9 protein-coding genes are annotated in these 25,774 nt (G+C 65.3%); 6 read left to right on the top strand and 3 right to left on the bottom strand.

Translation table 11 applies throughout. The features are described from left to right. Positions 1-136 precede the first annotated feature (136 nt). From FAS41_RS05635 to FAS41_RS05615, 5 genes are all read left to right on the top strand, one after another. Complete coding sequence (locus tag FAS41_RS05635) at positions 137-955, top strand: enoyl-CoA hydratase (RefSeq protein WP_081517615.1); 819 nt, start codon at positions 137-139, stop codon at positions 953-955. A gap of 10 nt (positions 956-965) precedes the next feature. Next, complete coding sequence (locus FAS41_RS05630) at positions 966-2,069, top strand: enoyl-CoA hydratase/isomerase family protein (protein ID WP_138520641.1); 1,104 nt, start codon at positions 966-968, stop codon at positions 2,067-2,069. A 136-nt stretch (positions 2,070-2,205) separates the two neighbouring features. Beyond that, positions 2,206-3,090, top strand: coding sequence for a 3-hydroxyisobutyrate dehydrogenase (gene mmsB, locus FAS41_RS05625; protein ID WP_138520640.1), 885 nt, complete (start codon positions 2,206-2,208; stop codon positions 3,088-3,090). Positions 3,091-3,166: 76 nt separating this feature from the next. Next, entirely contained in the window at positions 3,167-3,799 is a 633-nt protein-coding gene (locus FAS41_RS05620; RefSeq protein WP_171049445.1) for a potassium channel family protein, read from the top strand. 118 nt (positions 3,800-3,917) lie between these two features. Continuing rightward, the gene (locus FAS41_RS05615) at positions 3,918-4,559 is read left to right on the top strand and encodes an NAD(P)-dependent oxidoreductase (RefSeq protein ID WP_138520639.1); all 642 of its coding nucleotides are present in this window, start codon (positions 3,918-3,920) and stop codon (positions 4,557-4,559) included. 592 nt (positions 4,560-5,151) lie between these two features. Here FAS41_RS05615 and FAS41_RS05610 read toward each other — a convergent pair. From FAS41_RS05610 to FAS41_RS05600, 3 genes are read right to left on the bottom strand one after another with little or no spacing between them, the layout of a single operon-like run. After that, positions 5,152-6,522: an HlyD family type I secretion periplasmic adaptor subunit gene (locus FAS41_RS05610; RefSeq protein WP_138520638.1), complete on the bottom strand. Its 1,371-nt coding sequence runs from the start codon at positions 6,520-6,522 to the stop codon at positions 5,152-5,154. Beyond that, a complete protein-coding gene (locus FAS41_RS05605) occupies positions 6,512-8,668 on the bottom strand; it encodes a type I secretion system permease/ATPase (RefSeq protein WP_138520637.1) in 2,157 nt (718 codons plus the stop codon). Before FAS41_RS05605 ends, FAS41_RS05610 begins: the two co-directional genes overlap by 11 nt. A gap of 21 nt (positions 8,669-8,689) precedes the next feature. Further along, positions 8,690-10,039: a TolC family outer membrane protein gene (locus tag FAS41_RS05600; protein WP_138520636.1), complete on the bottom strand. Its 1,350-nt coding sequence runs from the start codon at positions 10,037-10,039 to the stop codon at positions 8,690-8,692. Between the two features lie 337 nt (positions 10,040-10,376). Between FAS41_RS05600 and FAS41_RS05595 the strand changes: the two genes are divergently transcribed. Next, on the top strand, positions 10,377-25,703 hold the full coding sequence (locus FAS41_RS05595) for a retention module-containing protein (protein WP_138520635.1): 15,327 nt from the start codon (positions 10,377-10,379) through the stop codon (positions 25,701-25,703). The last annotated feature ends 71 nt before the right edge of the window (positions 25,704-25,774 follow it).

The raw sequence follows: 25,774 nt of genomic DNA, 5'->3' as shown, positions 1-25,774 counted from the left end.
CGCCAGCGGTTGTGGTCCGCAGTGGAACCACTGGAAAAACCGCCCGCCAACGCGGGCGCAATCGAACAGATCGGACATGGACGCGCCCTGCCGCGCACACCTAGAGTCCATGCCCATGACCGACAAGGAGATGCCCATGAGCAACGCCCTGGAACCCTACAAACCCGGAGTCTTCGACCTGACCCACAAGCTGACGGTGGAAAAGCACGGCCATACCGCGCTGATCACCATCAACCACCCGCCGGCCAATACCTGGGACCGTGACTCGCTGATCGGCCTGCGCCAGGTAGTCGAACACCTGAACCGCGACGACGACATCTACGCCCTGGTGGTGACCGGCCAGGGCCCGAAATTCTTCTCCGCCGGCGCTGACCTGAACATGTTCGCCGACGGCGACAAGGCCCGTGCCCGCGAGATGGCCCGCCGCTTCGGCGAAGCCTTCGAGACGCTGCGCGACTTCCGCGGCGTGTCCATCGCCGCGATCAATGGCTACGCCATGGGTGGCGGCCTGGAATGCGCGCTGGCCTGCGACATCCGCATCGCCGAACGCCAGGCGCAGATGGCCCTGCCCGAAGCCACCGTGGGCCTGCTGCCCTGCGCCGGCGGCACCCAGGCGCTGCCGTGGCTGGTCGGCGAAGGCTGGGCCAAGCGCATGATTCTCTGCGGCGAGCGCGTCGATGCCGACACCGCCCTGCGCATCGGCCTCATCGAGCAGGTCGTCGATACCGGCGAGGCACGCGGCACCGCCCTGCTGCTGGCGGCCAAGGTCGCGCGGCAGAGCCCGGTGGCGGTACGCACCATCAAGCCGCTGATCCAGGGCGCCCGCGAGCGCGGCCCGACCACCTGGCTGCCGGAGGAGCGTGAACGCTTCGTCGACCTGTTCGACGCCGACGACACCCGCGAAGGCGTGAATGCCTTCCTGGAAAAACGCGACCCGCACTGGCGCAACCAATAAGGCCCCAACCATGAATGTGATGTTCGAAGAACGCCCCGGCCTGCACGGCTTCCGCATCGGCGTGGTGACGCTGGACGCGGAAAAGAGCCTGAACGCCCTCAGCCTGCCGATGATCGAGGCGATGAACCACCAGCTGCGCGTCTGGCAGGACGACGCGCAGATTGCCTGCGTGGTGCTGCGCGGTAACGGCGGCAAGGCCTTCTGTGCTGGCGGCGACGTGCGCAAGCTGGTCGATGCCTGCCGCGAGAAGCCCGGCGAAGTACCGGAACTGGCCCGCCGCTTCTTCGCCGACGAATACCGCCTGGACTACCTCATCCACACCTATTCCAAGCCGCTGATCTGCTGGGCCCACGGCTACGTGATGGGCGGCGGCATGGGCCTGATGCAGGGCGCCGGTGTGCGCATCGTCACCCCGAGCAGCCGACTGGCCATGCCGGAAGTGAACATCGGCCTGTACCCGGATGTCGGCGCGAGCTGGTTCCTCGCCCGCCTGCCCGGCCGCCTCGGCCTGTTCCTCGGCCTGACCGCCACCCAGATGAATGCCCGCGACGCGCTGGACCTGGACCTCGCCGACCGCTTCCTGCTCGACACCCAGCAGGAAGACCTGATCGAAGGCCTGGTTCAGCTGAACTGGCGCGAACAGGCCGACGTGCAGCTGCACAGCCTGCTCCAGGCGCTGGAGCATGAAGCCCGTGGCGAAATGCCCGAAGCCCAGTTGCTACCGCGCCGCGCGCGCCTGGATGCGGTGCTCGACAGCGCCAACATCGCCGAGGCCTGGAACGCGCTGACCGCGCTGGTCGACGACGAGGACGCGCTGATTGCCCGCGGGGCGAAGACCCTCGCCTCCGGCTGCCCGCTGACCGCTCATCTGGTCAGGGAACAGATCCGCCGAGCGCGCCATCTGTCGACTGCCGAGGTGTTCCGCATGGAGTACGCGATGAGCCTGAACTGCTGCCGCCACCCGGAATTCCCCGAGGGCGTGCGCGCCCGGCTGATCGACAAGGACAACACCCCGCACTGGCACTGGCCGGATATCGCTGCCATACCTGTTGCTGTGGTGAATGCGCACTTCGACGCGACCTGGGAGGGCGAGCATCCGCTGGCGGACCTGTAGCCGCCCCTGCCGTCCCCTGTAGGAGCGAGCTTGCTCGCGAACCGGCCCACGCTGCGAGTCTGTTCGCGAGCAAGCTCGCTCCTACGAAGAGCCAAGCGCTGGAGTGCCTGTCGTCGGTGAACAGGAGGAAACCAGCATGCAAACCATCGCCTTCATCGGCCTCGGCCACATGGGCGCCCCCATGGCCGCCAACCTGATCAAGGCCGGCTACCTGCTGCGCGTGTTCGATCTGGTGCAGAGCGCCATCGACGGCCTGATCGCCCAGGGCGCCAGTGCCGCGCGCAGCGCCCACGACGCGGTGGACGGCGCCGACGTGGTGGTCACCATGCTGCCGGCCAGCCAGCACGTCGAGGGGCTCTACCTCGGCAACGAGGGCCTGCTGGCGCACATTGTCCCCGGCACCCTGGTGCTGGAATGCTCCACCATCGCCCCCGCCTCGGCGCGCAAAGTCCACCAGGCCGCCGCCGAACGCAAGATCCCGATGCTCGACGCCCCGGTCTCCGGTGGCACCGGTGGCGCCATCGCCGGCACCCTGACCTTCATGGTCGGCGGCGACGCACAGGTGCTCGAACGCGCCCACCCGGTGTTCTCCGCCATGGGCCGGAACATCTTCCACGCCGGCGGCGACGGTGCCGGACAAGTGGCCAAGGTGTGCAACAACCAGCTGCTCGCCGTGCTGATGATCGGCACTGCCGAATCCCTCGCCCTCGGCGCGGCCAATGGCCTGGACCCAGTGGTGCTGTCGGAAATCATGCGCCGCAGCTCCGGCGGCAACTGGGCGCTGGAGGTGTACAACCCCTGGCCCGGCGTGATGGAGAACGCCCCCGCCTCGCGTGGCTATACCGGCGGTTTCATGGCCGCCCTGATGACCAAGGACCTGGGCCTTGCGCAAGAGACGGCACAGGTCAGCGGCAACAGCACACCGATGGGCAGCCTGGCGCTGGCGCTGTATCGGCTGCTGGTGAAACAAGGCCATGGTGAACAGGACTTTTCCGTCATACAGAAACTCTTCGATTCCTAGGCTCGTGCCTGGAAGTCCGATGAGGCGCTGAATCAGACTGGCCAGCCCTTCCCGAGCTGTACCCCTGGCGGCCCTCTTGAAGCAGTTTCTGTCGCACTACCGTTTCCGCCTGCTGCTCAACAGCGTCCTGCTGGTGCTGCTGGTGTTGTCGATCCCCTCTCCGCCCCTGCTGCTGGAGCTGAGCAGCCTGCTACTGCTGGTCCTGGCCGGCATCAACACCGTGCGTAGCCACAACCGCTGGTTCCACCTGATTTGCGCGATGGGCACGCTGAGCCTGTTCATGACATTCGTCCCTCCCAGCTGGCACATCCATCCCTTCCTGAAACGCGGCATTCCGCAGATCACCTTCCTCCTGCTGCTGGTCGTCAGCATCTTCCATCGGGTCACCCAGCAGCGGCCGGTCACCCGCGAGTTACTCTACGGGCTCTGCGCGCTGTACCTGAACTTCGTGCTGGCTTTCGCCCTCACCTACAACCTGATCGAACGTCTGAGTCCCCATAGTTTCGTGTCCGCCAACGGCCCGCTGGACATGGCCAGTTTTGTCTACTTCAGCATGATCACCCTGACCACCATCGGTTACGGCGACATTGTCCCGGTGCACCCATTGCCGCGCCTGCTGGCGGGCAGCGAGGCCATCATGGGAGCATTATTCATCGCACTGGCAGTAGCGAGAGGGTTGAGCCTGATGAGCGACGACAGCAAGGACTGATTGTGAAGCCAGGCTTACGAGTGCATGGTTTCAACCCGTCTTTATCGTCAACCTTCACAAGCCGAAGATGAATCACCCGCCGCCACCGTGCGGCAAGCCATCCCACAAAGGTGATTCCATGAACATTGCCCTGATCGGCGCCACCGGCCACGTCGGCCATTACTTCCTCGAAGAAGCCCTGCGGCGCGGCCATCAGGTCACCGCGCTGGTGCGCGATCCGGCGAAGCTGCCGGCGCGTGACAATCTCCGGGTGGTCCAGGCCGACATCTACGATCCGGCCCAGGTCGCCCAAGCCGTAGCTGGCCAGGATGTCGTAGTCAGCGCGTTCAACGCCGGCTGGGCCAACCCGGATATCCGTGCAGCCCATGCCAATGGCAGCCGAGCCATCCTCGACGGTGTGAAGGCGGCACGCGTGAAGCGCCTGCTGGTGCTTGGCGGCGCCGGCAGCCTGGAAATCGCCCCCGGCCAGCGCCTGGTGGACAGCCCGGAATTCCCGGAGCAGTGGAAGCAAGGCGCGCTGGGCGCCGCTGACGCGCTGGAGCAATTGCGTGGCGAAAAGGAACTGGACTGGGCCTTCCTCAGCCCGGCGATGCTGCTCGACGGCGAAACCCGCACCGGCAGCTTCCGCGTCGGCGGCGACCAGGTACTGTTCGATGGCAACGGTGAAAGTCGCATCTCCCTGCCGGACCTGGCGGTGGCGATGATCGACGAGGCCGAACAGGCCAACCATCACCAGCAGCGGTTCACCGTGGCTTATTGATTCGCATCGGCTGGTTCGCGAGCAAGCTCGCTCCTACAAAAGGGCGAGACGCTCCCGCCCCGATCTGGCTCTGGCTCCTTAAAGCTTCCAGAGAAATACCCAAACACTCCGAGCCGCCCTGTTCAGGAGGCCTCGTTGAAGCGGAGTTTCAGGGGTTGAGCGACATGGCTGTCGCGAGAGCGTTGTCGGGCCGGGGATGGCCCGTCAACGCGGGCCCCTGAAACTTCGTTTCAACGAGGGAATTTTTCGCCTAAGCGAAAAACCGGATGTCCGGGGCAAGACCTTTGCCTCCTTTGGGTGGGGCGGACATCCGTCGTTTGCCAAAGGAGGTCGCCCGAGGGGGCGAAACAGGAAGCCAGCGCGCGTACCGAGGCGGCGCTGGAAGCCTCCGAGCGAGGCAAACACATCGCGGACGGAGTCCGCTCCTGCGCTAGCTGATACGCGAAGCTCGCCGGTTACAGCTGATCACGGGGCGGAGGGTTTCGCCGAGAACGTCCGCTCCTGCTCCAGCCGAAGCCCGAGTGTTCTTAACCCCGCGCAAACAAAAAAGGCCATCCCACGGGATGGCCTTTTCTACGCGGGTCGCCCCGGCTTACCGCTCCCGCAATGCCTCCGCCTTGGCCCGCAAAATGGGCTTGAGCAGATAGCTCAGGATGCTCTTCTTGCCGGTCATGATGTCCACGGTGGCGATCATCCCAGGGATGATCAGCAGCGGCTTGTCATCCGTGCCCAGGTGGCTTTTGCGGGTGCGCAGCTTGATCAGGTAGAAGCTGTTGCCGTCCTCGTCGGTGACGGTATCCGCGCCGATCTGCTCCAGGTCCGCCTGCAGGCCACCGTAGATGGTGTAGTCGTAGGCGGTGAACTTGACCATGGCATGCTGGCCCGGGCGCAGGAAGGCAATGTCCTGCGGACGGATGCGCGCTTCCACCAGCAGGGTGTCGTCCAGCGGGACGATCTCGATCAGGTCGCTGCCCGGCTGGATCACGCCGCCGATGGTGTTCACCAGCAGTTGCTTGACGATGCCGCGCACTGGCGAGGTGACCAGGGTGCGGCTGACGCGGTCTTCCAGCGCCTTGCCGGTGGCCGTGGCCTTGCTCAGCTCGGTGCGGGCTTCGTTGAGTTCCTTCAGCGCATCGCTACGGAAGCGCGACCGGGTCTCGGCGACCTTGCGTTCCACTTCCTTCACGGCCGCTTCGGCACGCGGGATCGCCAGGGTGGTAGCGTCGAGCTGGCCACGGTTCTCCACTTCACCGCGCTTGAGGCGCAGCAGCTCCACCTGGGACATCGCGCCCTGGGCCACCAGCGGCTCGGACATGGAGATTTCCTGGCGCAGCAGGTTCAGGCTGTTGCGGTACTGTGCCTGCTTGGAGACGAACTCGCGCAGTTCCTGCTGCTTCTGCACCAGTTGCTGCTGCAGGCCGTCGGTCTCGTCCTTGAGCTGCTGCTGGCGGCTGTGGAACAGCGCTTCTTCGCTGCTGGCCTGGCCCGGCACCTTGGCGCGGACGTCGTCGGGAATGTTCAGCGGGCGCTCTTCCACCTCGGCGGACAGGCGCTCCACGCGCAGGAACATCGCCAGGCGGTCGGCCTCGGTCTCGCCGACGTTGGACTGGAAGCGCGTCGGGTCCAGGCGCATCAGCTGTTCGCCGGCCTGCACCACCTGCCCTTCATGGACGAATATCTGCGAGACGATGCCGCCTTCCAGATTCTGGATCTTCTGCACCTTGGACGAAGGAATCGCCTTGCCCTCGCCACGGGTGACTTCGTCGATCTGCGCAAAATGCGCCCAGAGCAGCAGGAAGGCAACGAAGCCGATCAGGATCCAGATGGTCAGGCGCACCACGCGCGGTGCGTCCTCGATCAGCGCCTTACTGACTTCCGGGAGCGGCTGGCCGGAGAGGTTGTCGCCGCCCTTGAAATAGCCACGGACAGAGTGGCGGATACTGCCCAGAGGATTAAGCGACACTGATCTGCCCCTTCTTCAGTGCATCCATGACCACGTCCTTTGGACCGTCGGCGATGATGCGGCCCTTGTCGATGATCACCAGGCGGTCCACCAGGCTGAGCATGGAGGCGCGGTGGGTGACCAGCAGCAGTGTCTTCTCGCCCATGATCGATTGCAGGCGCGCTTTCAGGCGCTCTTCGCCGGCGTTGTCCATGGCGCTGGTGGGTTCGTCCAACAGCAGGATCGGGGGGTCGAGCAGCAAGGCGCGGGCCAGGGCGACGTTCTGGCGCTGGCCGCCGGAGAGGTTGTGGCCGCGCTCGCCGACCTGCAGTTCGTAACCCTGCGGGTGCAGGCGGACGAACTCGTTCACGCCGGTCAGCTCGGCCACTTCCAGCACGCGCTCGTCATCGATGTAGCGTGCGCCGCTGACCAGGTTGTCACGCAAGGTGCCGCTGAACAGGCTGATGTCCTGCGGCACGTAGCCGATGTTGTGGCGCAACTCGCTGATGTCCAGCTGGCGCACATCGGCGCCATCCACCAGCAGGTTGCCGTTCTCGGGTTGGTGCAGGCCGACGATCAGCTTGGCCAGCGAACTCTTGCCCGAGCCGCTGCGGCCAATGATGCCGATCTTTTCGCCAGCGCGAATCTGCAGGTTGATGCCGTGCAGCGCCGCCACCTGCTGGTTCGGATAGGCGAAGTCGAGGCCACGCATCTCGATGCCGCCACGCAGTTGCGAGCGGGTCAGCGGACGTTCGTCGGCGTTGCGCTCCTGCGGCAGCTCCATCATCTGGTTGGTGGTGGCCATGGACAGGCGCGCCTGCTGGTAGCGCTGGATCAGCCCGGAAAGCTGGGTCAGCGGGCCGAGGGCGCGGCCGTTGAGCATGTAGCAGGCGATCAGGCCTCCCATGGACAGGTCGCCGGCGATGATCAGGTAGACGCCGCCGATGATCATGATGACCCCGGCCAGGGCCTGGATCAGCACGGTGATGTTCATCGCCAGGGTCGACAGCAGCTTGACCCGCAGTTCCAGGCGACTGAGGGTGCCGATGGTCTGTTCCCACAGGTACTGGCGCTCGCTCTCGGCGTTGTTGACCTTCACCGCGTCGAGGCTGGCGAGGGTCTCGATCAGGCTCGACTGGCGCTCGGCGGCCAGCGCCATGGTGCGGTTCATGGTCTCCACCAACGGCTTCTGCAGCAGCCAGCCCAGGCCCGCGGCCAGCGGGAAGGCGATCAGCGGAACGAACACCAGCGGCCCGCCGATGATGCCGATCACCAGCAGGATCAGCAGGGTGAAGGGCATGTCGATCAGGGTGGTCAGCGTGAGCGAGTTGAGGAAGTCACGCAGCGTCTGGAACTCATGGATGTTCTGGGCGAACGAGCCGACCCGCGCCGGTCGGTACTTCATGCTCATGCCGACGATGCGCTCGAACAGCGTCGCCGAAATGATCAGGTCGGTCTTCTTGCCGGCCAGGTCCAGGCACAGGCCGCGCATGGTCTTGAGCAGCAGGTCGAACAGGTAGGCGCCGCTGATGCCGATGGCCAGCACCCAGAGGGTGGCGGCAGCCTGGTTGGGCACCACGCGGTCGTAGACGTTCATGACGAACAGCGGCGCGGCCAGGGCGATCAGGTTGATCAGCAGGCTCGCGGCCACGGCGTCGACGTAGAGCCAGCGCGAACGCTTGAGGGTATCGCGGAACCAGCTCTTGGCGCGCGGGATGAGCTCGCCGTGCTGCAGGTCGAACTTGTGCTGCGGCTGGGCAAAGAACGCCTGGCCGGCGTAGTCCTCGCTGAGCAACTCGCGGGTGACGCGCACCTCGCCGCCGTCGCTCTCGGACAGCAGCAAGCGGGCATCGCCATTGTTTTCCCAGCCCAGCAGCACCGCGCAGCGCCCCTCGCGCAGCAACAGCATGGCGGGCATCGCCAACGCGGGAATCTGCTCCAGCTTGCGCTGCAGCAGGCGTCCTTGCAGGCCAGCACGGGCCGCCGCACGAGGCAGCAGCTCGGCGGACAGGCGCTGGCCGGGCAGCGGCAGGCCGCTGGTGAGCATGGCGCGGCTGGCCGGCTTCTGGTGCAGCTGACAGAGCGTCAGCAGGCTGTCCAGCAGCGGGTCATCCAGCAGACCGCGCGGATCATGGCTTAGGGGTACTTCGCTGACTTCTTGATCCACGCGGATGCTCTCTCGGGCAGGTTAGTTGAGGCCGGGCAGCTGGACTTTCGGTTTGATGTCTTCGGAAGCCACCGCGGCCATCGGCGCGACCACGCCCTGGCTCTTGAGCAGCTCGCCCATGGTGGCCTTGATGCGGTACTGGGTGAACAGCTCGGTGTACTTCAGGTCGACCAGACGGCGCGAAGCGTTGAACAGTTCGTTCTCGCTGTCCAGCAGATCGAGCAGGGTGCGCTCGCCGATGGTGAACTGCTTCTGGTAGGCCTCGCGCACGCGGGTGCTGTAGTCCACGTACTGGCGGGCGATCGGCAGCTGGTCGCGGGCGTTGTTCAGGGCGTTCCAGGACAATCCGAGTTCCTCGTTCAGCTGGCGCAAGGCGTTGTTGCGGATATCCAGGGCCTGGTTCGCCTCGTAGGACTTGGCTTCCAGCTCGGCCTTGTTGCTGCCACCGGCGAACAGGTTGTAGCGCATGCGCAACATGGCCTGCCATTCGTTGTTGTGGCCTTCTTCTCCGTCGAGGTTGTTATCGGCACCTCGGGAAAGTTCTGCATCGAATCTCGGATAGAAGGTCGATTTCGCCGCGTCGTACTGCTTCTCGGCGGCGGCCACGTCGGATTCTGCGGAGCGCAGGATCGGGCTGTTCTCCACCAGTTGGCGGCGAGCTGCCTGCAGGTCTTCCGGCAGCTGGCCGACAAGACCGGTCGGCTCGCTCAGCTCCACCGGATCGCTGCCCACCACGCTGTAGTAGTTGGTACGGGCGTCGGCCAGGTTGGTCTTCTCGGTCATCAGGTTGTTCTGCGCCTGGGCCAGGCGGGCCTCGGCCTGGTCCTGGTCGGCGAGACGGCCAACGCCACGGGCGCTGCGCAGGCTGATCTGGTCATAGACGCGCTGGTGGCTCTTCAGGTTTTCCTCGGCCAGACGAACCATTTCCTGACGGCGCAGCACGTCGGTGTAGACCTGGGCGACGTTCAGCGCGGTGCGCTCGGAAGTACCCAGCAGCGCATAGGCACGGGAGTTCACGTTGGCCTGCTGACGACCGACTTCGCTGGAGGTGGCGAAACCATCGAACACCATCTGGCGCAGGGCGAGGTTGGACTCGCCCCGGTTCAGGGTTTCCCAGTGGTCGCCTTGGCCACGGGTAGTGGTGTTGTCGGAGCCTTCGCGGCCGTAACCGGCGGTCAGGTCGACGGACGGCAGGTAACCACCCTTCGCGGCGCGCAGTTGCTTGTCCGCAGCGAGACGCGAATTCACCCCGGCCTGGATTTCCGGGTGGTACTCCAGGGCCTTCTGCATGGCCTGGTTGAGCGTGTCAGCGTGGGCTGGCAGGACGAAGGAGAGGGCAAAGGGCACTACAGCAGCGAATCGCATGCGCATGAGGAAAACATCCTTATCAATGGGATAGCCGCAGCGATTCGATTGCCGCAAATAGCGTCAAAAGACCGGCGAATGCGCTGCTAGGAAGCATCGAAAAGCGTGATGTATTTCACGCTAAATTTTTTTACGCGAGCACCCGATATCAAAGTGACATCGATTTGCCAATTGTTTAGGATGGCAATCGAATGGTCAATACATTGGCATATACGTAATTTCCATCCGCTATAAGCCATGTTTTTGACGCCAAACTTTTTGCTCTTACAGACAAGGGAATGCCTCCTGAGCCGACTACGATCCGGCCGGTCGGCAACCAGGCAAGCCTCACCAGGAGAAGTGCATGAGCAGCGTCGTCGCCGTCGTCAAAAGCATCATCGGCCAAGTGATTGCGGTATCCCCCGAAGGCGTCCAGCGCGTCCTGGTGGAAGGTGACCGCATCTACCAGGGCGATCAGTTGCTCACCGGCGCCGCGGGTGCGGTGACACTCGACGTCGGCAACGGCAAGCTGGTGGACCTGGGCCGTGACAGCCAGTGGAGCAGCGCCGACCTGCCGCAGGCCGAGGCTCCCCGCGCTACCACGCAGGCCAACGACGTGCCGAGTACCGAGGACCTGCAGAAGGCCATCGCCGCCGGCCTCGACCCGACCCAGGCCCTCGCCCCCACTGCAGCCGGCCCGAGCGCCGCGCCTTCGGCCGCCGGCAACGGTGGCGTCGGTGGTGGTCACAGCTTCGTGGTGCTGGACGCTACGGCCGGGCGCGTCGATCCGACCATCGGCTACGACACCGCCGGCCTGGGCAACGGCGGCGACGCATCCGACGAAAGGCAGGGCGAACTGCCGCCCAACCTCGCCCCGGAATTCTCCGAAGGCAGCAACGGCGTGCTGAACCTCACCACCGCCGAGGACACCCTGCTCACCGGCGCCTTCGCCGCCCGCGATCCCAATGGCGACACCATCAGCTACAGCGTCGGTCAGGCTCCGGCCAACGGCCTGCTGGTGCTCAACCCCAACGGCACCTGGCAGTACAACCCCAATGGCGACTACAACGGTGCCGACAGTTTCAGCGTAATCGTCACCGACGCCCGCGGCGCGACCAGCACTCTGGTGGTGAACGTCGGCATCACCCCGGTGAACGACGCCCCGGTGGCCACTGGCACCTACACCAGCAGCGTCACTGACACCGCCGCCAACGACAGCTTCGCCGACATCAAGGGCCAACTGACCGCCACCGATGTCGACGACACCAACCTGACCTGGAGCGGCAGCGCCAAGGGCGCCTACGGCGAGCTGACCGTCAACGCCGACGGCAGCTACACCTATGTGGTCGACGCCAACGCGGTGAACGCCCTCCCCCTGGGCCAGAACCCGAGCGAAAGCTTCACGGTGACCGTGACCGACCCGTCCGGCGCCACCGACACCCGCGTCATCACCATCAACGTCCAGGGCGCCAACGACACCCCGGTCGCCCAGGATGGCCAGGCCAGCGGCAACGAAGACAGCGTGATCGGCGGCCAACTGGTGGCCACTGACCGCGACACCGGCAGCACCCTTACCTTCACCACCAACGGCAATCCGCCAGCGGGCTTCACCCTGAAGCCGGATGGCAGCTGGACCTTCGATGGCAAGGACCCGGCCTACCAGCACTTGGCCGAGGGCGAGACCCTGGTCGTGCAGGTGCCCTACACCGTCACCGATGAGCACGGCGCGACCAGCACCGCCACCCTCACCGTGACCCTGACCGGCACCAATGACGCACCGGTCGCCCTGCCGGGCGCGGCCACCACCGAAGAGAACACCGTGCTCAACGGCCAGGTCCCGGCCGCCTCCGACGTGGATGGCAACGTCACCGGCTACCAGCTGACCACCGGCGTCGGCGCCAATAACGGCACCCTGACCTTCAACCCGGACGGCAGCTACAGCTTCAACCCCGGCAAGGATTTCGACGCCCTCGCCGATGGCCAATCCCGCGACGTCACCTTCACCTACCAGGCGAAGGACAACAACGGCGCACTGAGCGACCCGCAGACCATCACCATCACCGTCACCGGCACCAACGACGCGCCGGTCGCCCTGCCGGGCGCCGCCACCACCGAAGAAAACACCGTGCTCAATGGCCAGGTCCCGGCCGCCTCCGACGTGGACGGCAGCATCGCCGGCTACCAGCTGGTGGGCGACGTCGGCAAAGGCAATGGCTCGCTGACCTTCAACGCCGATGGCAGCTACGTCTTCAACCCGGGCAAGGACTTCGACAGCCTCGCTGACGGTCAATCGCGCGACGTCACCTTCACCTACCAGGCGAAGGACAACAACGGCGCACTGAGCGATCCGCAGACCATCACCATCACGGTCACCGGCACCAACGATGCCGCCGTGATCGCTGGCCAGACCAGCGGCAGTACCGATGAGACCGACGCACCGGTCAGCCTCAACGGCAAACTGACCATCAGCGATGTCGACAGCCCGGCCAGCTTCCAGGCCCAGGCCAACACCGCCGGCACCTACGGCAAGTTCAGCGTCGCTGCCGACGGCACCTGGAACTACGTTGCCGACAGTGCCTACAACGAACTGAAGGTTGGCGAACATCTCACCGACTCCTTCACCGTCCTCGCCGCCGACGGCACCAGCACCACAGTGACCGTCACCATCAACGGCACCAACGATGCCCCGGTCGCCACCGCCACCAGCGGTGCGGTGAAGGAAGACGCACAGATCAGCGGCCAGCTCGCCGCCACCGACGCCGACAACGGCGCCCAGCTCAGCTACACCCTGGACAAGACCGCCCCGGCCGGCTTCAGCGTCGACGCCAACGGCAAGTGGACCTTCGATGCCAGCGTCAGCGAGTACCAGCACCTGAAAGCCGGTGCCACCCAGGTCATCAGCGTGCCGTTCACCGTCACCGACGAACACGGCGCCACCAGCTCCAGCACCCTGACCATCACCATCACCGGCACCAACGATGCGCCGGTGGCCGATGCCATCAGCGCCAACGCCAGCGAAGACGAGCTCAGCATCGGCAAACTCACCGCCACCGACGTCGATGACGGCGCCAAGCTCAGCTTCAGCCTGAATGATAAAGCTCCGGCCGGCTTCACCCTGGCCAAGAACGGCAGCTGGCTGTTCAACGGCCTCGACCCGGCCTATCAGAGCCTGGCCGCTGGCGAGACCAAGGTGCTGTCGATCGACTACACCGTCACCGACGAACACGGCGCCACCAGCACCAACACCCTGACGCTGACCGTCACCGGCACCAACGACACCCCCATCGCCCTGCCCTCGCTGACCTTCGTCCGCGAAGACGCGCAGATCAGCGGCGAGCTCAAGGCCATCGACGTCGATAACGGCGCCCAGCTGACCTTCAGCCTGAACAAGGCCGCCCCGGCCGGCCTGATCCTCGGCAGCGACGGCAAGTGGAGCTTCGATGCCAGCGATGCCGCCTACCAGCACCTGAAAGCCGGTGCCGTACAGATCATCAACGTCCCCTACACCGTCACCGACGAGCACGGCGCCAGCACCCAGAGCGTGCTGGTGATCACCGTCACCGGCACCAACGACGCACCGCGGGCAGACGCTGCCACCGCGGCCGCCACCGAAGATGCCGTCAGCAAGGGCCAGCTCACCGCCACCGACGTGGACGACGGCGCCAAGCTGAGCTTCAGCGTCTCCGGCAACCCGCCCGCCGGCTTCACCCTGAAGACCGACGGCAGCTGGACCTTCGACGGCAAGAACCCGGCCTACCAGTCCCTCGCCGAGGGTGAGACCCGGGACATCCAGGTCAAGTACATCGTCACCGACGAGCACGGCGCCACCGATACCCAGACGCTGACCCTCACCGTCACCGGCACCAACGACGCCCCGGTCGCCTACGCCGATACCGTCACCACCGAAGAGAACACTGTTCTCAACGGCCAGGTCCCGGCGGCCACCGATGTCGACGGCACTATTGCCAGCTACCAGCTGACCACCGATGTGGCGCAGGGCAAAGGCTCGCTGACCTTCAACAGCGACGGCAGCTACAGCTTCAATCCAGGCACGAACTTCGACCACCTGGCCGACGGCGAGAGCGACACCGTTACCTTCACCTACCAGGCGAAGGACAACAACGGCGCACTGAGCGACCCGCAGACCATCACCATCACCGTCACCGGCAGCAACGACGCGCCGGTCGCCAGCGCCACCAGCGGCGCGGTGAAGGAAGACGCACAGATCAGCGGCCAGCTCGCCGCCACCGACGCCGACAACGGCGCCCAGCTCAGCTACACCCTGGACAAGACCGCCCCGGCCGGCTTCAGCGTCGACGCCAACGGCAAGTGGACCTTCGATGCCAGCGCCAGCGAGTACCAGCACCTGAAAGCCGGTGCCACCCAGGTCATCAGCGTGCCGTTCACCGTCACCGACGAACACGGCGCCACCAGCTCCAGCACCTTGACCATCACCATCACCGGCACCAACGATGCGCCGGTGGCCGATGCCATCAGCGCCAACGCCAGCGAAGACAAGCTCAGCATCGGCAAACTCACCGCTACCGACGTCGATGACGGCGCCAAGCTCAGCTTCAGCCTGAATGATAAAGCTCCGGCCGGCTTCACCCTGGCCAAGAACGGCAGCTGGCTGTTCAACGGCCTCGACCCGGCCTATCAGAGCCTGGCCGCTGGCGAGACCAAGGTGCTGTCGATCGACTACACCGTCACCGACGAACACGGCGCCACCATCACCAACACCCTGACGCTGACCGTCACCGGCACCAACGACACCCCCATCGCCCTGCCCTCGCTGACCTTCGTCCGCGAAGACGCGCAGATCAGCGGCGAGCTCAAGGCCATCGACGTCGATAACGGCGCCCAGCTGACGTTCAGCCTGAACAAGGCCGCCCCGGCCGGCCTGACCCTGGGCAGCGACGGCAAATGGAGCTTCGATGCCAGCGATGCCGCCTACCAGCACCTGAAGGCCGGTGCCGTACAGATCATCAACGTCCCCTACACCGTTACCGACGAGCACGGCGCCAGCACCCAGAGCGTGCTGGTGATCACCGTCACCGGCACCAACGACGCACCGCGGGCAGACGCTGCCACCGCAGCCGCCACCGAAGACGCCGTCAGCAAGGGCCAGCTCACCGCCACCGACGTGGACGACGGCGCCAAGCTGAGCTTCAGCGTCTCCGGCAACCCGCCCGCCGGCTTCACCCTGAAGACTGACGGTAGCTGGACCTTCGACGGCAAGAACCCGGCCTACCAGTCCCTGGCCGAGGGTGAGACCAAGGACATCCAGGTCAAGTACATCGTCACCGACGAGCACGGCGCCACCGATACCCAGACGCTGACCATTACCGTTACCGGGACCAATGACCCGGCCGTCATCGGCGGCGTGGCCACGGTCGATGTCAACGAGACCGACGCCCCCATCACCACCGGCGGGCAGCTGACCGTCAGTGATGTCGACGGTGCAGCCAGCTTCCAGGCACAGAGCAACGTCAGCGGCAAGTACGGCACCTTCAGCCTGGGCACCGACGGCGCCTGGACCTACACCGCCAGCGACGCCTACAACGAGCTCAAGCAGGGCGAAAAACTGACCGACAGCTTCACCGTCAAGGCGGCTGATGGCACCAGCGCCACGGTCACCGTGAACATCGTCGGTACCAACGATGCACCGGTGGCTTATGGCGACACCAAGGCCACCGGCGAGAACGCGACCTTCTCCAGCCAGGTCCCGGTGGCCACCGATATCGACGGCACCGTGGTCAGCTACCAGCTGGCCAGCAATGTCGGCACCGGTAACGGCTCCCTCACTTTCAACAATGACGGCAGCTACAGCTTCAACCCCGGCAACGACTTCGACAGCCTGGCCCAGGGCGAAACCCGCGACGTGTCCTTCACCTACCAGGCCAAGGACAACAACGGCGCGCTGAGCGACCCGCAGACCATCACCATCACCGTCACCGGGACCAACGACGCCCCGGTAGCCGGTCCGGCGGAAGGCACCGTCCACGAAGACAACTGGATCGGCGGGTCGCTGCCCGGCAGCGACGTCGACCACGGCGCCCAACTGACCTACAGCACCACCGGCCCGCTGCCGGCAGGCTTCGGCAGCGACAGCAGCGGTCGCTGGGGCTTCGACGCCAACAACCCCGCCTACCAGCACCTGGCCGAAGGTGACACGCAGACCTTCACCGTCAACTACAGCGTCACCGACCAGTACGGCGCCAAGAGCTCCAGCACCCTGACCATCACTGTCATCGGTACCAACGATGCGCCACAGGCTCAGGCCGCCAGCGCCTCGGTGAACGAAGACAACCTCTCCAGCGGCACGCTCACCGCCACCGACGTGGATGACGGTCACACGCTCGCCTTCAGCCTGAAAGACGCAGCGCCCGGCGGCTTCACTCTGAACCAGGACGGCACCTGGAGCTTCGACGGCAACCATGCCGACTACCAGCAGCTTGGCGCAGGTGAAACCCTCGAGCTGCAGATCAAGTTCATCGTCACCGACGAGCACGGCGCGACCGACGAGAGCGTCCTGACCCTGACCGTGACCGGCAACAACGACGCCGCGATCATCAGCGGGGCGAAGATCGTCAACGTCAACGAGACCGATGCGCCGATCACCACCGGTGGCCAGCTGAGCGTCAGTGACGTCGACGGCCCGGAAACCTTCCAGGCCCAGACCAACGTCGTCGGCAAGTACGGCACCTTCAACCTCGGCACCGATGGCGCCTGGACCTACGTCGCCAAGGACGCCTACAACGAACTCAAGCCGGGCGAGACCCTGACCGACACCTTCACCGTGAAGGCCGCCGACGGCACCAGCTCCAGCGTCACCGTGAACATCCTCGGCACCAACGACGCCCCCACCGCCTACGACGACAGCGTCAGCGTCGACGAGAACGGCCGCGTGAACGGCAAAGTGCCGGCCGGCACCGATCCGGACGGCCGCGTCGCCAGCTACCAGCTGGTCACCGATGTCGGCCAGGGCCAGGGGGCGCTGAACTTCAACTCCAGCGGCACCTACCACTTCAATCCGGGCAGCGACTTCGACCATCTGGCCGCCGGCGAAAGCGCAACCGTCACCTTCACCTACCAGGCGAAGGACAACAACGGCGCGCTGAGCGAACCCAAGACCATCACCATCACGGTCACCGGCAGCAATGACGCGGCCGTCATCAGCGGCGTCAAGTCCAGCTCCGTCAACGAGACCGATGCGCCGATCAGCACCGGCGGCAAGCTCACCGTCAGTGACGTCGACAGCCCGGAAACCTTCCAGGCGCAGACCGACGTCGCCGGCAAGTACGGCACTTTCAACCTCGGCACCGATGGCACCTGGACCTATGTCGCCAAGGACGCCTACAACGAGCTGAAAGTCGGCCAGAGCTACACCGACACCTTCACCGTCAAGAGCGCCGATGGCACCAGCGCCACCGTGACCGTGAACATCATCGGCACCAACGATCGCCCGGTTGCCTTCTCCGATAGCCAGAGCACCGAGGAGAACACCGTACTCCACGGCCAGGTCCCGGTCGCCACCGACATCGACGGCACCATCGTCCGTTACGAAGTGGTCAAAGACGTCGCCCAGGGCAAGGGCACGCTGACCTTCAATGACGACGGCAGCTACACCTTCAATCCGGGCACCGCCTTCGACCACCTGGCCGCCGGCCAGAGCGAGACCGTCACCTTCACCTACCAGGCGAAGGACAACAACGGTGCCGTGAGCGATCAGCAGACCATCACCATCACCGTCACTGGCAGCAATGACGCGGCCGTGATCACCGGCCAGGCCAGCGGCAGCGCCAACGAAACCGATGCCCCGGTCACCATCGGCGGCAAGCTGGACATCAGCGACGTCGACAGCCCGGCCAGCTTCCAGGCGCAGACCAACTCCGCCGGCGACTATGGCAAGTTCAGCATCGGCGCCAATGGTGCCTGGACCTATGTCGCCGACAGCGCCTACAACGAACTGAAGCAAGGTGAAAAACTGACCGACAGCTTCACCGTCAAGGCCGCCGACGGCACCAGCGCCACCGTGACCGTGACCATCGTTGGTACCAACGACAAACCTGTAGCCTTCGCCGACACCGCCAGCACCGGCGAGAACACCGTGCTGGATGGCCATGTACCGGCCTCCACCGACGTCGACGGCACCATCGCCAGTTACCAGCTGGCGACCAACGTCGCTGCCGGCAAGGGCACCCTGACGTTCAACGCTGACGGCAGCTACCGCTTCAACCCTGGCACCGCCTTCGATCACCTGGCCCAGGGCCAGAGCGAGAACGTCACGTTCACCTACCAGGCGAAGGACAACAACGGCGCGCTGAGCGATCCGCAGACGGTCACCATCACCGTCACCGGTACCAACGACAAGCCGGTGGCCTACGCCGACACCCAGACCACCGAAGAGAACACCGTTCTCCAGGGGCAAGTCCCGGTCGCCACCGATATCGACGGCACCATCGCCAGCTACCAGCTGGCGACCGATGTGGCCCAGGGCAAAGGCACGCTGACCTTCAACGCCGACGGCAGCTACACCTTCACCCCCGGCACCGCCTTCGATCACCTCGCCGCCGGCCAGAGCGAGAACGTCACCTTCACCTACCAGGCGAAGGACAACAACGGCGCCCTGAGCGACCCGCAGACCATCACCATCACCGTCACCGGCACCAATGACGCGCCGGTGGCTGTACCTGACACCGCACACACCAACGAAGACACGGCCATCCGTATCGACGTGCTGGGCAACGACACCGACGCCGAACACGACGCCCTGATCGTCACCGGCGCCAGCGCCGGCAATGGCACCGTCGTGATCAACCAGGACGGCAGCCTGAGCTACACGCCGAAGGAAAACTTCAGCGGCTCCGACACCATCACCTACAGCATCAGCGACGGCAAAGGCGGCACCTCCACCTCCACCGTGACGGTCAGCATCGAGGCCGTGGCGGACAAACCCAGCCTGAGCCTGGACGGCAGCAGCAGCCATCCGAAAGCCACCGGCCTGACTGTGGACACCTGGACCGGCCTGGCCCTGGGCAATGGCGGCAACGGCGCAGCGCCGGCCGACCTGCAGGCGAAGATCGACGCCGCCGGCACCCCGACCACCCATGGCTCCACCAACAGCGTGAGCAACACCGACGTCACCGCCGGCACTGCCACCAAGGTCAGCGGCCTGATCTTCCTCGAGGCCGGCCACACCTACACCTTCACCGGTGTAGGCGATGACAGCGTGCGCCTGGTCATCGGCGGCAGCACCGTCGCCCAGGCCACCTGGGGCGGCACCGGCGGCACCAGCGGCCAGTTCAGCGGCACCTTCACCCCGACCGAAAGCGGCTACTACCCGATCGCGCTCTACCAGCACAACCAGAGCGGCCCGGGCAACTACACCCTGAGCATCTCCGACAACGGCAGCAGCGCGCAGGTGCTGGGCACCGGCAGTGCGCTGGTGTACCACAACGCCGGCGAACTGACTTCCGGCGGCGAGCGCCTGTCCGACCTGACCGGCAGTTCTGGCCAGACCCACTACAAGGTCTTCGGCCTCAATGAAGGCAACGAAGACACCGCCATCAACCTGTCGAAGATCAAGGCTGCACTGGTCGACACCGACGGCTCGGAAACCCTCTCGGTCAGCATCGGCAAGATTCCGGTCGGCGCCACCCTGAGCGACGGCAAGAACAGCTTCACCGCCGACGCCACCCACAACAGCGTCGACCTCAAGGGTTGGAACCTCGATACCCTGACCCTGACTCCGCCAGCCGACTTCAACGGCACCATCAAGCTGGAAGTCAGCGCCACCGCGACCGAAAGCAGCAACAACGATGCGGCGACCCGTACCGTCGACCTCAACGTCACCGTGTACCCGGTGAACGACGCGCCGACCGTCAGTGGCGCACAGAACCTGACCACCGACGAGGACACCCCGGTCTCGGGGCAGATCCACGCCAGCGACGTGGACGGCGACAGCCTCGGCTATGCCGTGAAGAGCGGCAGCGGCCCAGCGCACGGTTCCGTGACCTTCGGCAGTGACGGCCAGTACACCTACACCCCGGCCAAGGACTACAACGGCAGCGACAGCTTCACCGTGGTGGTCAGCGATGGCAAAGGCGGTAGCGTCGAGCAGGTGGTCAAGGTCGGCATCAACCCGGTCAACGACGTGCCGACCACCAGCGACCAGAGCAAGACCGTCGCCGAGGACAGCCCGCTGACTGGCAAGATCGCTGCCAGCGACGTCGACGGCGACACCCTGAGCTACGCCGTGAAGAGCGGCGTCGCCCATGGTCAACTGGTGCTCAACACCGCCACGGGTGACTACACCTACACGCCGGCTGCCAACTACAACGGTCCGGACAGCTTCACCATCACCGTCAGCGACGGCAAGGGCGGCAGCGTGGACTCGGTGGTGCGCATCACCGTCACCCCGGTCAACGATGCACCGGTGTTCAATGCGCCGAGCAATACCACCACGCCGGAAGACACCCCGCTGACCGGCAAGGTCAGCGCCACCGACGTCGATGGCGACAGCCTCACCTACAGCCTGAAGTCGGGGCCGAGCCACGGCAGCATCGTGGTCGACGCCGCCGGCAACTACACCTACACCCCGAGCAAGGACTACAACGGCGGCGACAGCTTCACCGTCACCGTCAACGACGGTCACGGTGGCGTGGTGGATCAGGTCGTCAGCCTCACCATCACCCCGGTGAACGACGCGCCGACGACCGGCAACCAGACCAAGACCGTCGACGAAGACAGCCCGCTGAGCGGCAAGATCATCGCCAGCGATGTCGACGGCGACACCCTGAGCTACGCCGTGAAGAGCGGCGTCGCCCATGGTCAACTGGTGCTCAACACCGCCACGGGTGACTACACCTACACGCCGGCTGCCAACTACAACGGCCCGGACAGCTTCACCATCACCGTCAGCGACGGCAAGGGCGGCAGCGTCGACTCGGTGGTGAGCATCACCGTCAACCCGGTCAACGACGCGCCGACCACCGCCGACCAGTCCAAGACCACCGCCGAAGATACCGCGGTGACCGGCAAGATCATCGCCAGCGATGTCGACGGCGATACCCTGTCCTACACCCTCAAGGCCGGCAGCGCGCCGGCCCACGGCACCGTCACGCTCAACGCGGCCACCGGTGACTACACCTACACCCCGGCCAAGGACTACAACGGCTCGGACAGCTTCACCGTGGTGGTCAGCGATGGCAAAGGCGGCACCGTCAACTCCGTAGTGAACCTCAACGTCACCCCGGTCAACGATGCGCCGGAAGCGAAGAGCGACAGCAAGTCCACCGGCGAGAACAGCACGCTCAACGGCCAGGTGCCGACTGCCACCGACGTGGACAGCGCGGTCAACCCCAACGGCTACACGCTGGTCCAGGGTGTCGGCAGCGGCAACGGCAGCCTCACCTTCAACGCCAACGGCAGCTACGTGTTCAACCCGGGCACTGACTTCGACTCCCTCGCTCCGGGCGAGAGCCGCCAGGTGACCTTCACCTACACCGCCAAGGATGCCGAGGGTGCAGTCAGCGCACCGGCCACCGTGACCATCACCGTCAACGGTGCCAACGACGCCCCCAATGGCGCCGACAAGACCATCACCCTGGACGAGGACAGCAGCCGCAGCTTCAGCGCCAGCGACTTCGGCTTCAGCGACGTCGACCACAACGACGCCCTCAGCGCCGTGCGGATCGACAGCCTGCCCACCAACGGCAGCCTGAAGCTCAACGGCAACGCCGTGACCGCCGGCCAGGTGATCGACGCCGCCGACCTCGGCAAGCTGGTCTTCACCCCGGCCGCCAATGGCAACGGCAGCAACTACGCCAACTTCACCTTCTCGGTGAAGGACAGCAACGGTGCCTTCGACGCCACCCCGAACAAGGTGACCTTCAACGTCACCCCGGTGAACGATGCACCGGTGGCAGTCAACGACACCTTCACCGTCAGCGGCCTGACCGGCAAATACTGGGGCTACAACGAAGGCCCGGATGGCAGCAACCTGACCAGCCTGAGCCAGGTGACCGCCTTCATGAACGGTCACGCCGCCAGCGCCACCTTCACCTCCACCACGCTGAACTACAACCTCAGCGGCGGTGACCTGGGCGGCGACGGCAACCTGCAGAAGTTCCTCGGCAACGATGCCGGCTCGCTGAACACCGACCCGGCGAACACCTCCGATGCGATCATCCAGCTCACCGGCGCGATCAACCTCAACGCCGGCAGCTACCAGTTGCGGGTGAACGCCGACGACGGCTTCAGCATCAAGATCGACGGCGTGGAGGTATTCAAGTACGACGCCATCCAGAGCCCGACTGGTCGCGAATCGGCGGTGTTCACCATCGCCCAGAGCGGCAACCACAGCATCGAGATCGTCTACTGGGATCAGGGTGGCCAGGCCCAGCTGCAGGTGGAAATGCGTCCGCAGGGCGGCACCTACACCACCGTGGGCGGCACCGCGCTGACCCACGCCGTGGGCGAGCTGGTGACCAACGAGGACACCCCGCTGACCATTGCCCCGCAGACCCTGCTGGGCAACGACAGCGACGTGGACGGCGACAGCCTGTCCATCGTCAGCGTGCAGGGCGCGGTGAACGGCAGCGTGAAGCTCGAAGGCGGCAACGTCGTCTTCACTCCGGCCAAGGACTTCAATGGCAGCGGTAGCTTCACCTACACCATCAGCGACGGCCATGGCGGCACCAGCACCGCGACCGTCACCGTCGGCGTCAACGCGGTGAACGATGCGCCGGAAGCCAAGGGCGACAGCAAGACCACTGGCGAGAACACCTCGATCAGCGGCCAGGTTCCGACCGCCACCGATATCGACAGCGCCGTGGACGCCAACGGCTACGCGCTGGTCAGCGGCCCGAGCGCCGGCACCCTGACCTTCAACGCCAACGGCAGCTACGTCTACAACCCGGGCACGGCGTTCGACTCGCTCAACGTCGGCGAAACCCGCCAGGTGACCTTCACCTACACCGCCAAGGACGTCCAGGGCGCGGTCAGCGCTCCGGCCACCGTGACCATCACCATCAATGGCGAGAACGACGCCCCCACCGGCACCGACAAGACCGTCAGCCTGAACGAGGACAGCAGCCGCACCTTCACCGCCGCCGACTTCGGATTCGCCGACAAGGACGCTGGCGATGCGCTCAAGGCCATCCGCATCGACAACCTGCCCACTGCCGGCAGCCTGACCCTCAACGGCCAGTCGGTGACCGCCGGCCAGGTGATCGCCGTCAGCCTGCTCACCAGCCTGGTCTACACCCCCCTGGCCAACGCCGCCGGCTCCACCTACGCGACGCTGAAGTTCTCGGTGCAGGACAGCCACGACAGCTTCTCCAGCTCGTCGAGTACCCTGACCTTCGCCGTCACCGCGGTGAACGATGCGCCGCTGTCGGCGGACGGTTCGGCCAGCGTCTACGCCGGCAAGACCTACACCTTCGGCACCAAGGACTTCGCCTTCAGCGACACAGCGGACTCCGCCAACGGCCAGAACCACAGCCTGCAGAACGTCATCGTCAAGGCCCTGCCGGACTCCGGCAGCCTGCTGCTCAACGGCACCGCGGTGAAAGCCGGCCAGGCCATCAGCGTCAGTGACATCTCCAGCGGCAAACTGACCTTCGTCCCGGACAGCTCGGGCAGCAACGCTCACTTCAGCTTCGCCGTACAGGACAGCGGCGGCACTGCCAACGGTGGCGTCGATACTTCGGCGACCTATGGCTTCGACATCCACGTCGGCCAGGTGCAGATACCGAGCACCACGCCCAACGGCGACAATACCCTCACCGGTGGCTCGGGCGACGACGTGATCCTCGGCGACGTAGGCGGCGTCAAGACCCTCACTCAGGGCGGCACCAACTACAACATCGCCCTGGTGATCGACACCTCCGGCAGCATGGCCTACAACCTCGCCGGCCAGTCCGGCGCGGCGTACAACGACTCGCGCATGAAGCTGGTCAAGGACGCGCTGATCAACCTGGCCAACGAACTCAAGGGCCACGACGGCGTCGTCAACATCGCCCTGATCGGCTTCCAGAGCACCGCCAGCCTGAAGGTCAGCGTCTCCGACCTGACCAGCGCCAACATCGACAAGCTGGTCACCGCCATCAACGGCCTGTCCGCCACCGGCGGCACCGACTACCAGGCGGCGTTCGAGCAGGCGGTCAGCTGGTTCAACGGCCAGACCAAGGGCTACACCAACCTCACGCTGTTCCTCACCGACGGCGACCCGACCGAGTCGAAGACCTACGGTGATGGCTCCAGCACCAGCAACAGTATCGTCAAGGAGTCGGCCCAGGCCTTCGTTGCCCTCAGTGACCTCAGCGAAGTACGCGCCATCGGCATCGGCACCAACGTCAATTCGGACATTCTCAAGTACTTCGACAACAGCAGCGTCACCGGTATCGATTCGTCGATGAACTGGAGCTCGTCCTCCACGCTGTTCACCTTCAACAACGGCACCGCACTCACCGGCTGGACGTTGTCTCCGAGTTCCACCGGCACGGCCGCGATCTCTGGAGGCGAGCTGCGTCTGACCGATACCAACGCGGCCGGCTCGACCACCGCCAACAGCTCGGACCTGACGGTCGGCAAGAACAGCACTTCGGTCTTCAGCTTCGAATTCAGCGACTCCATGCGTAACGGCGACACCTTCACCTGGAAGCTGATGCAGAACGTCAAAGGTGTCTGGACGGAGGTCGAGTCGCACACACTGAATTACAACGCAAGTAACGACACCTACAGCAGCAAGAGCGTGGGTGAAGGCACCTATCGTTTCGACTTCGTGCTGACCGATAACACCAGTACCGGCACCGCGACGGTCTACCTCGACAACATCAAGCAGGCTACCACCACCTACGCAACCGTCGGCCAGGTGGATATCGTCAAGCAGGCCAGCGACCTCACTGCCGCGCTGCATGGCGGTTCCACCAGCACCGAGCTGGCGCCGTCGGGCAACGACACCATCCACGGCGGTGCCGGCGACGACATCATCTTCGGTGACACCATCAACACCGATAACCTGCCCTGGGGCGTCAACGGCAATCCGGCGAAACCGGCCGACATGCCGGCGGGCTCCGGCGTCAGCGCGCTGTCGGCGTTCCTGGAGCTGAAGAACGGCCACGCCGCGACCAGCGACGAGATGTACGACTACATCAAGAACAACCACACGCTGTTCAACGTCGAGGGCGATACCCGTGGAGGCAGCGACAACCTCTACGGCGGCGAGGGCAACGACATCCTCTACGGCCAGGGCGGCAACGACTTCCTGTTCGGCGAGAATGGCAACGACATCCTCATCGGCGGCACCGGCGACGACCAGCTGACCGGCGGCAAGGGCAACGACATCCTCACCGGTGGTGCGGGCGCGGACCTGTTCATCTGGAAGGCCGGCGATACCGGTAACGACACCATCACCGACTTCAAGGCCGGCGAAGGTGACCGCATCGATATCAGCGACCTGCTGCCGGAGACCGCGCACAACGACATCCTCAGCTACCTGAAGGTGGACACCGCGACCTCGACTCTGCAGGTGAGCACCACCGGGCAGATCAACAGTGGCGGTGCAGCGGACGTGACCATCAAGCTGAGCGGCGTCGACCTCTCCAGCTACGGCTCGACCTCCACCGAGATCGTCAACAAGCTGGTGGCGGGTTCCGACCCGGTGGTCAAGACTGAGCATCACTGATCCGCGGTTGCCGCCAGGCTTCCAAACGGTCAGGCTCTGACACGACGACAGCGGGGCCACCCTTCGGGGTG

Source organism: Pseudomonas nicosulfuronedens, assembly GCF_005877905.1.
In the GTDB taxonomy this organism is placed as follows: domain Bacteria; phylum Pseudomonadota; class Gammaproteobacteria; order Pseudomonadales; family Pseudomonadaceae; genus Pseudomonas; species Pseudomonas nicosulfuronedens.
Note: the sequence above shows the minus strand (reverse complement) of the source record. Positions and strands in the feature narration are given on the sequence as shown.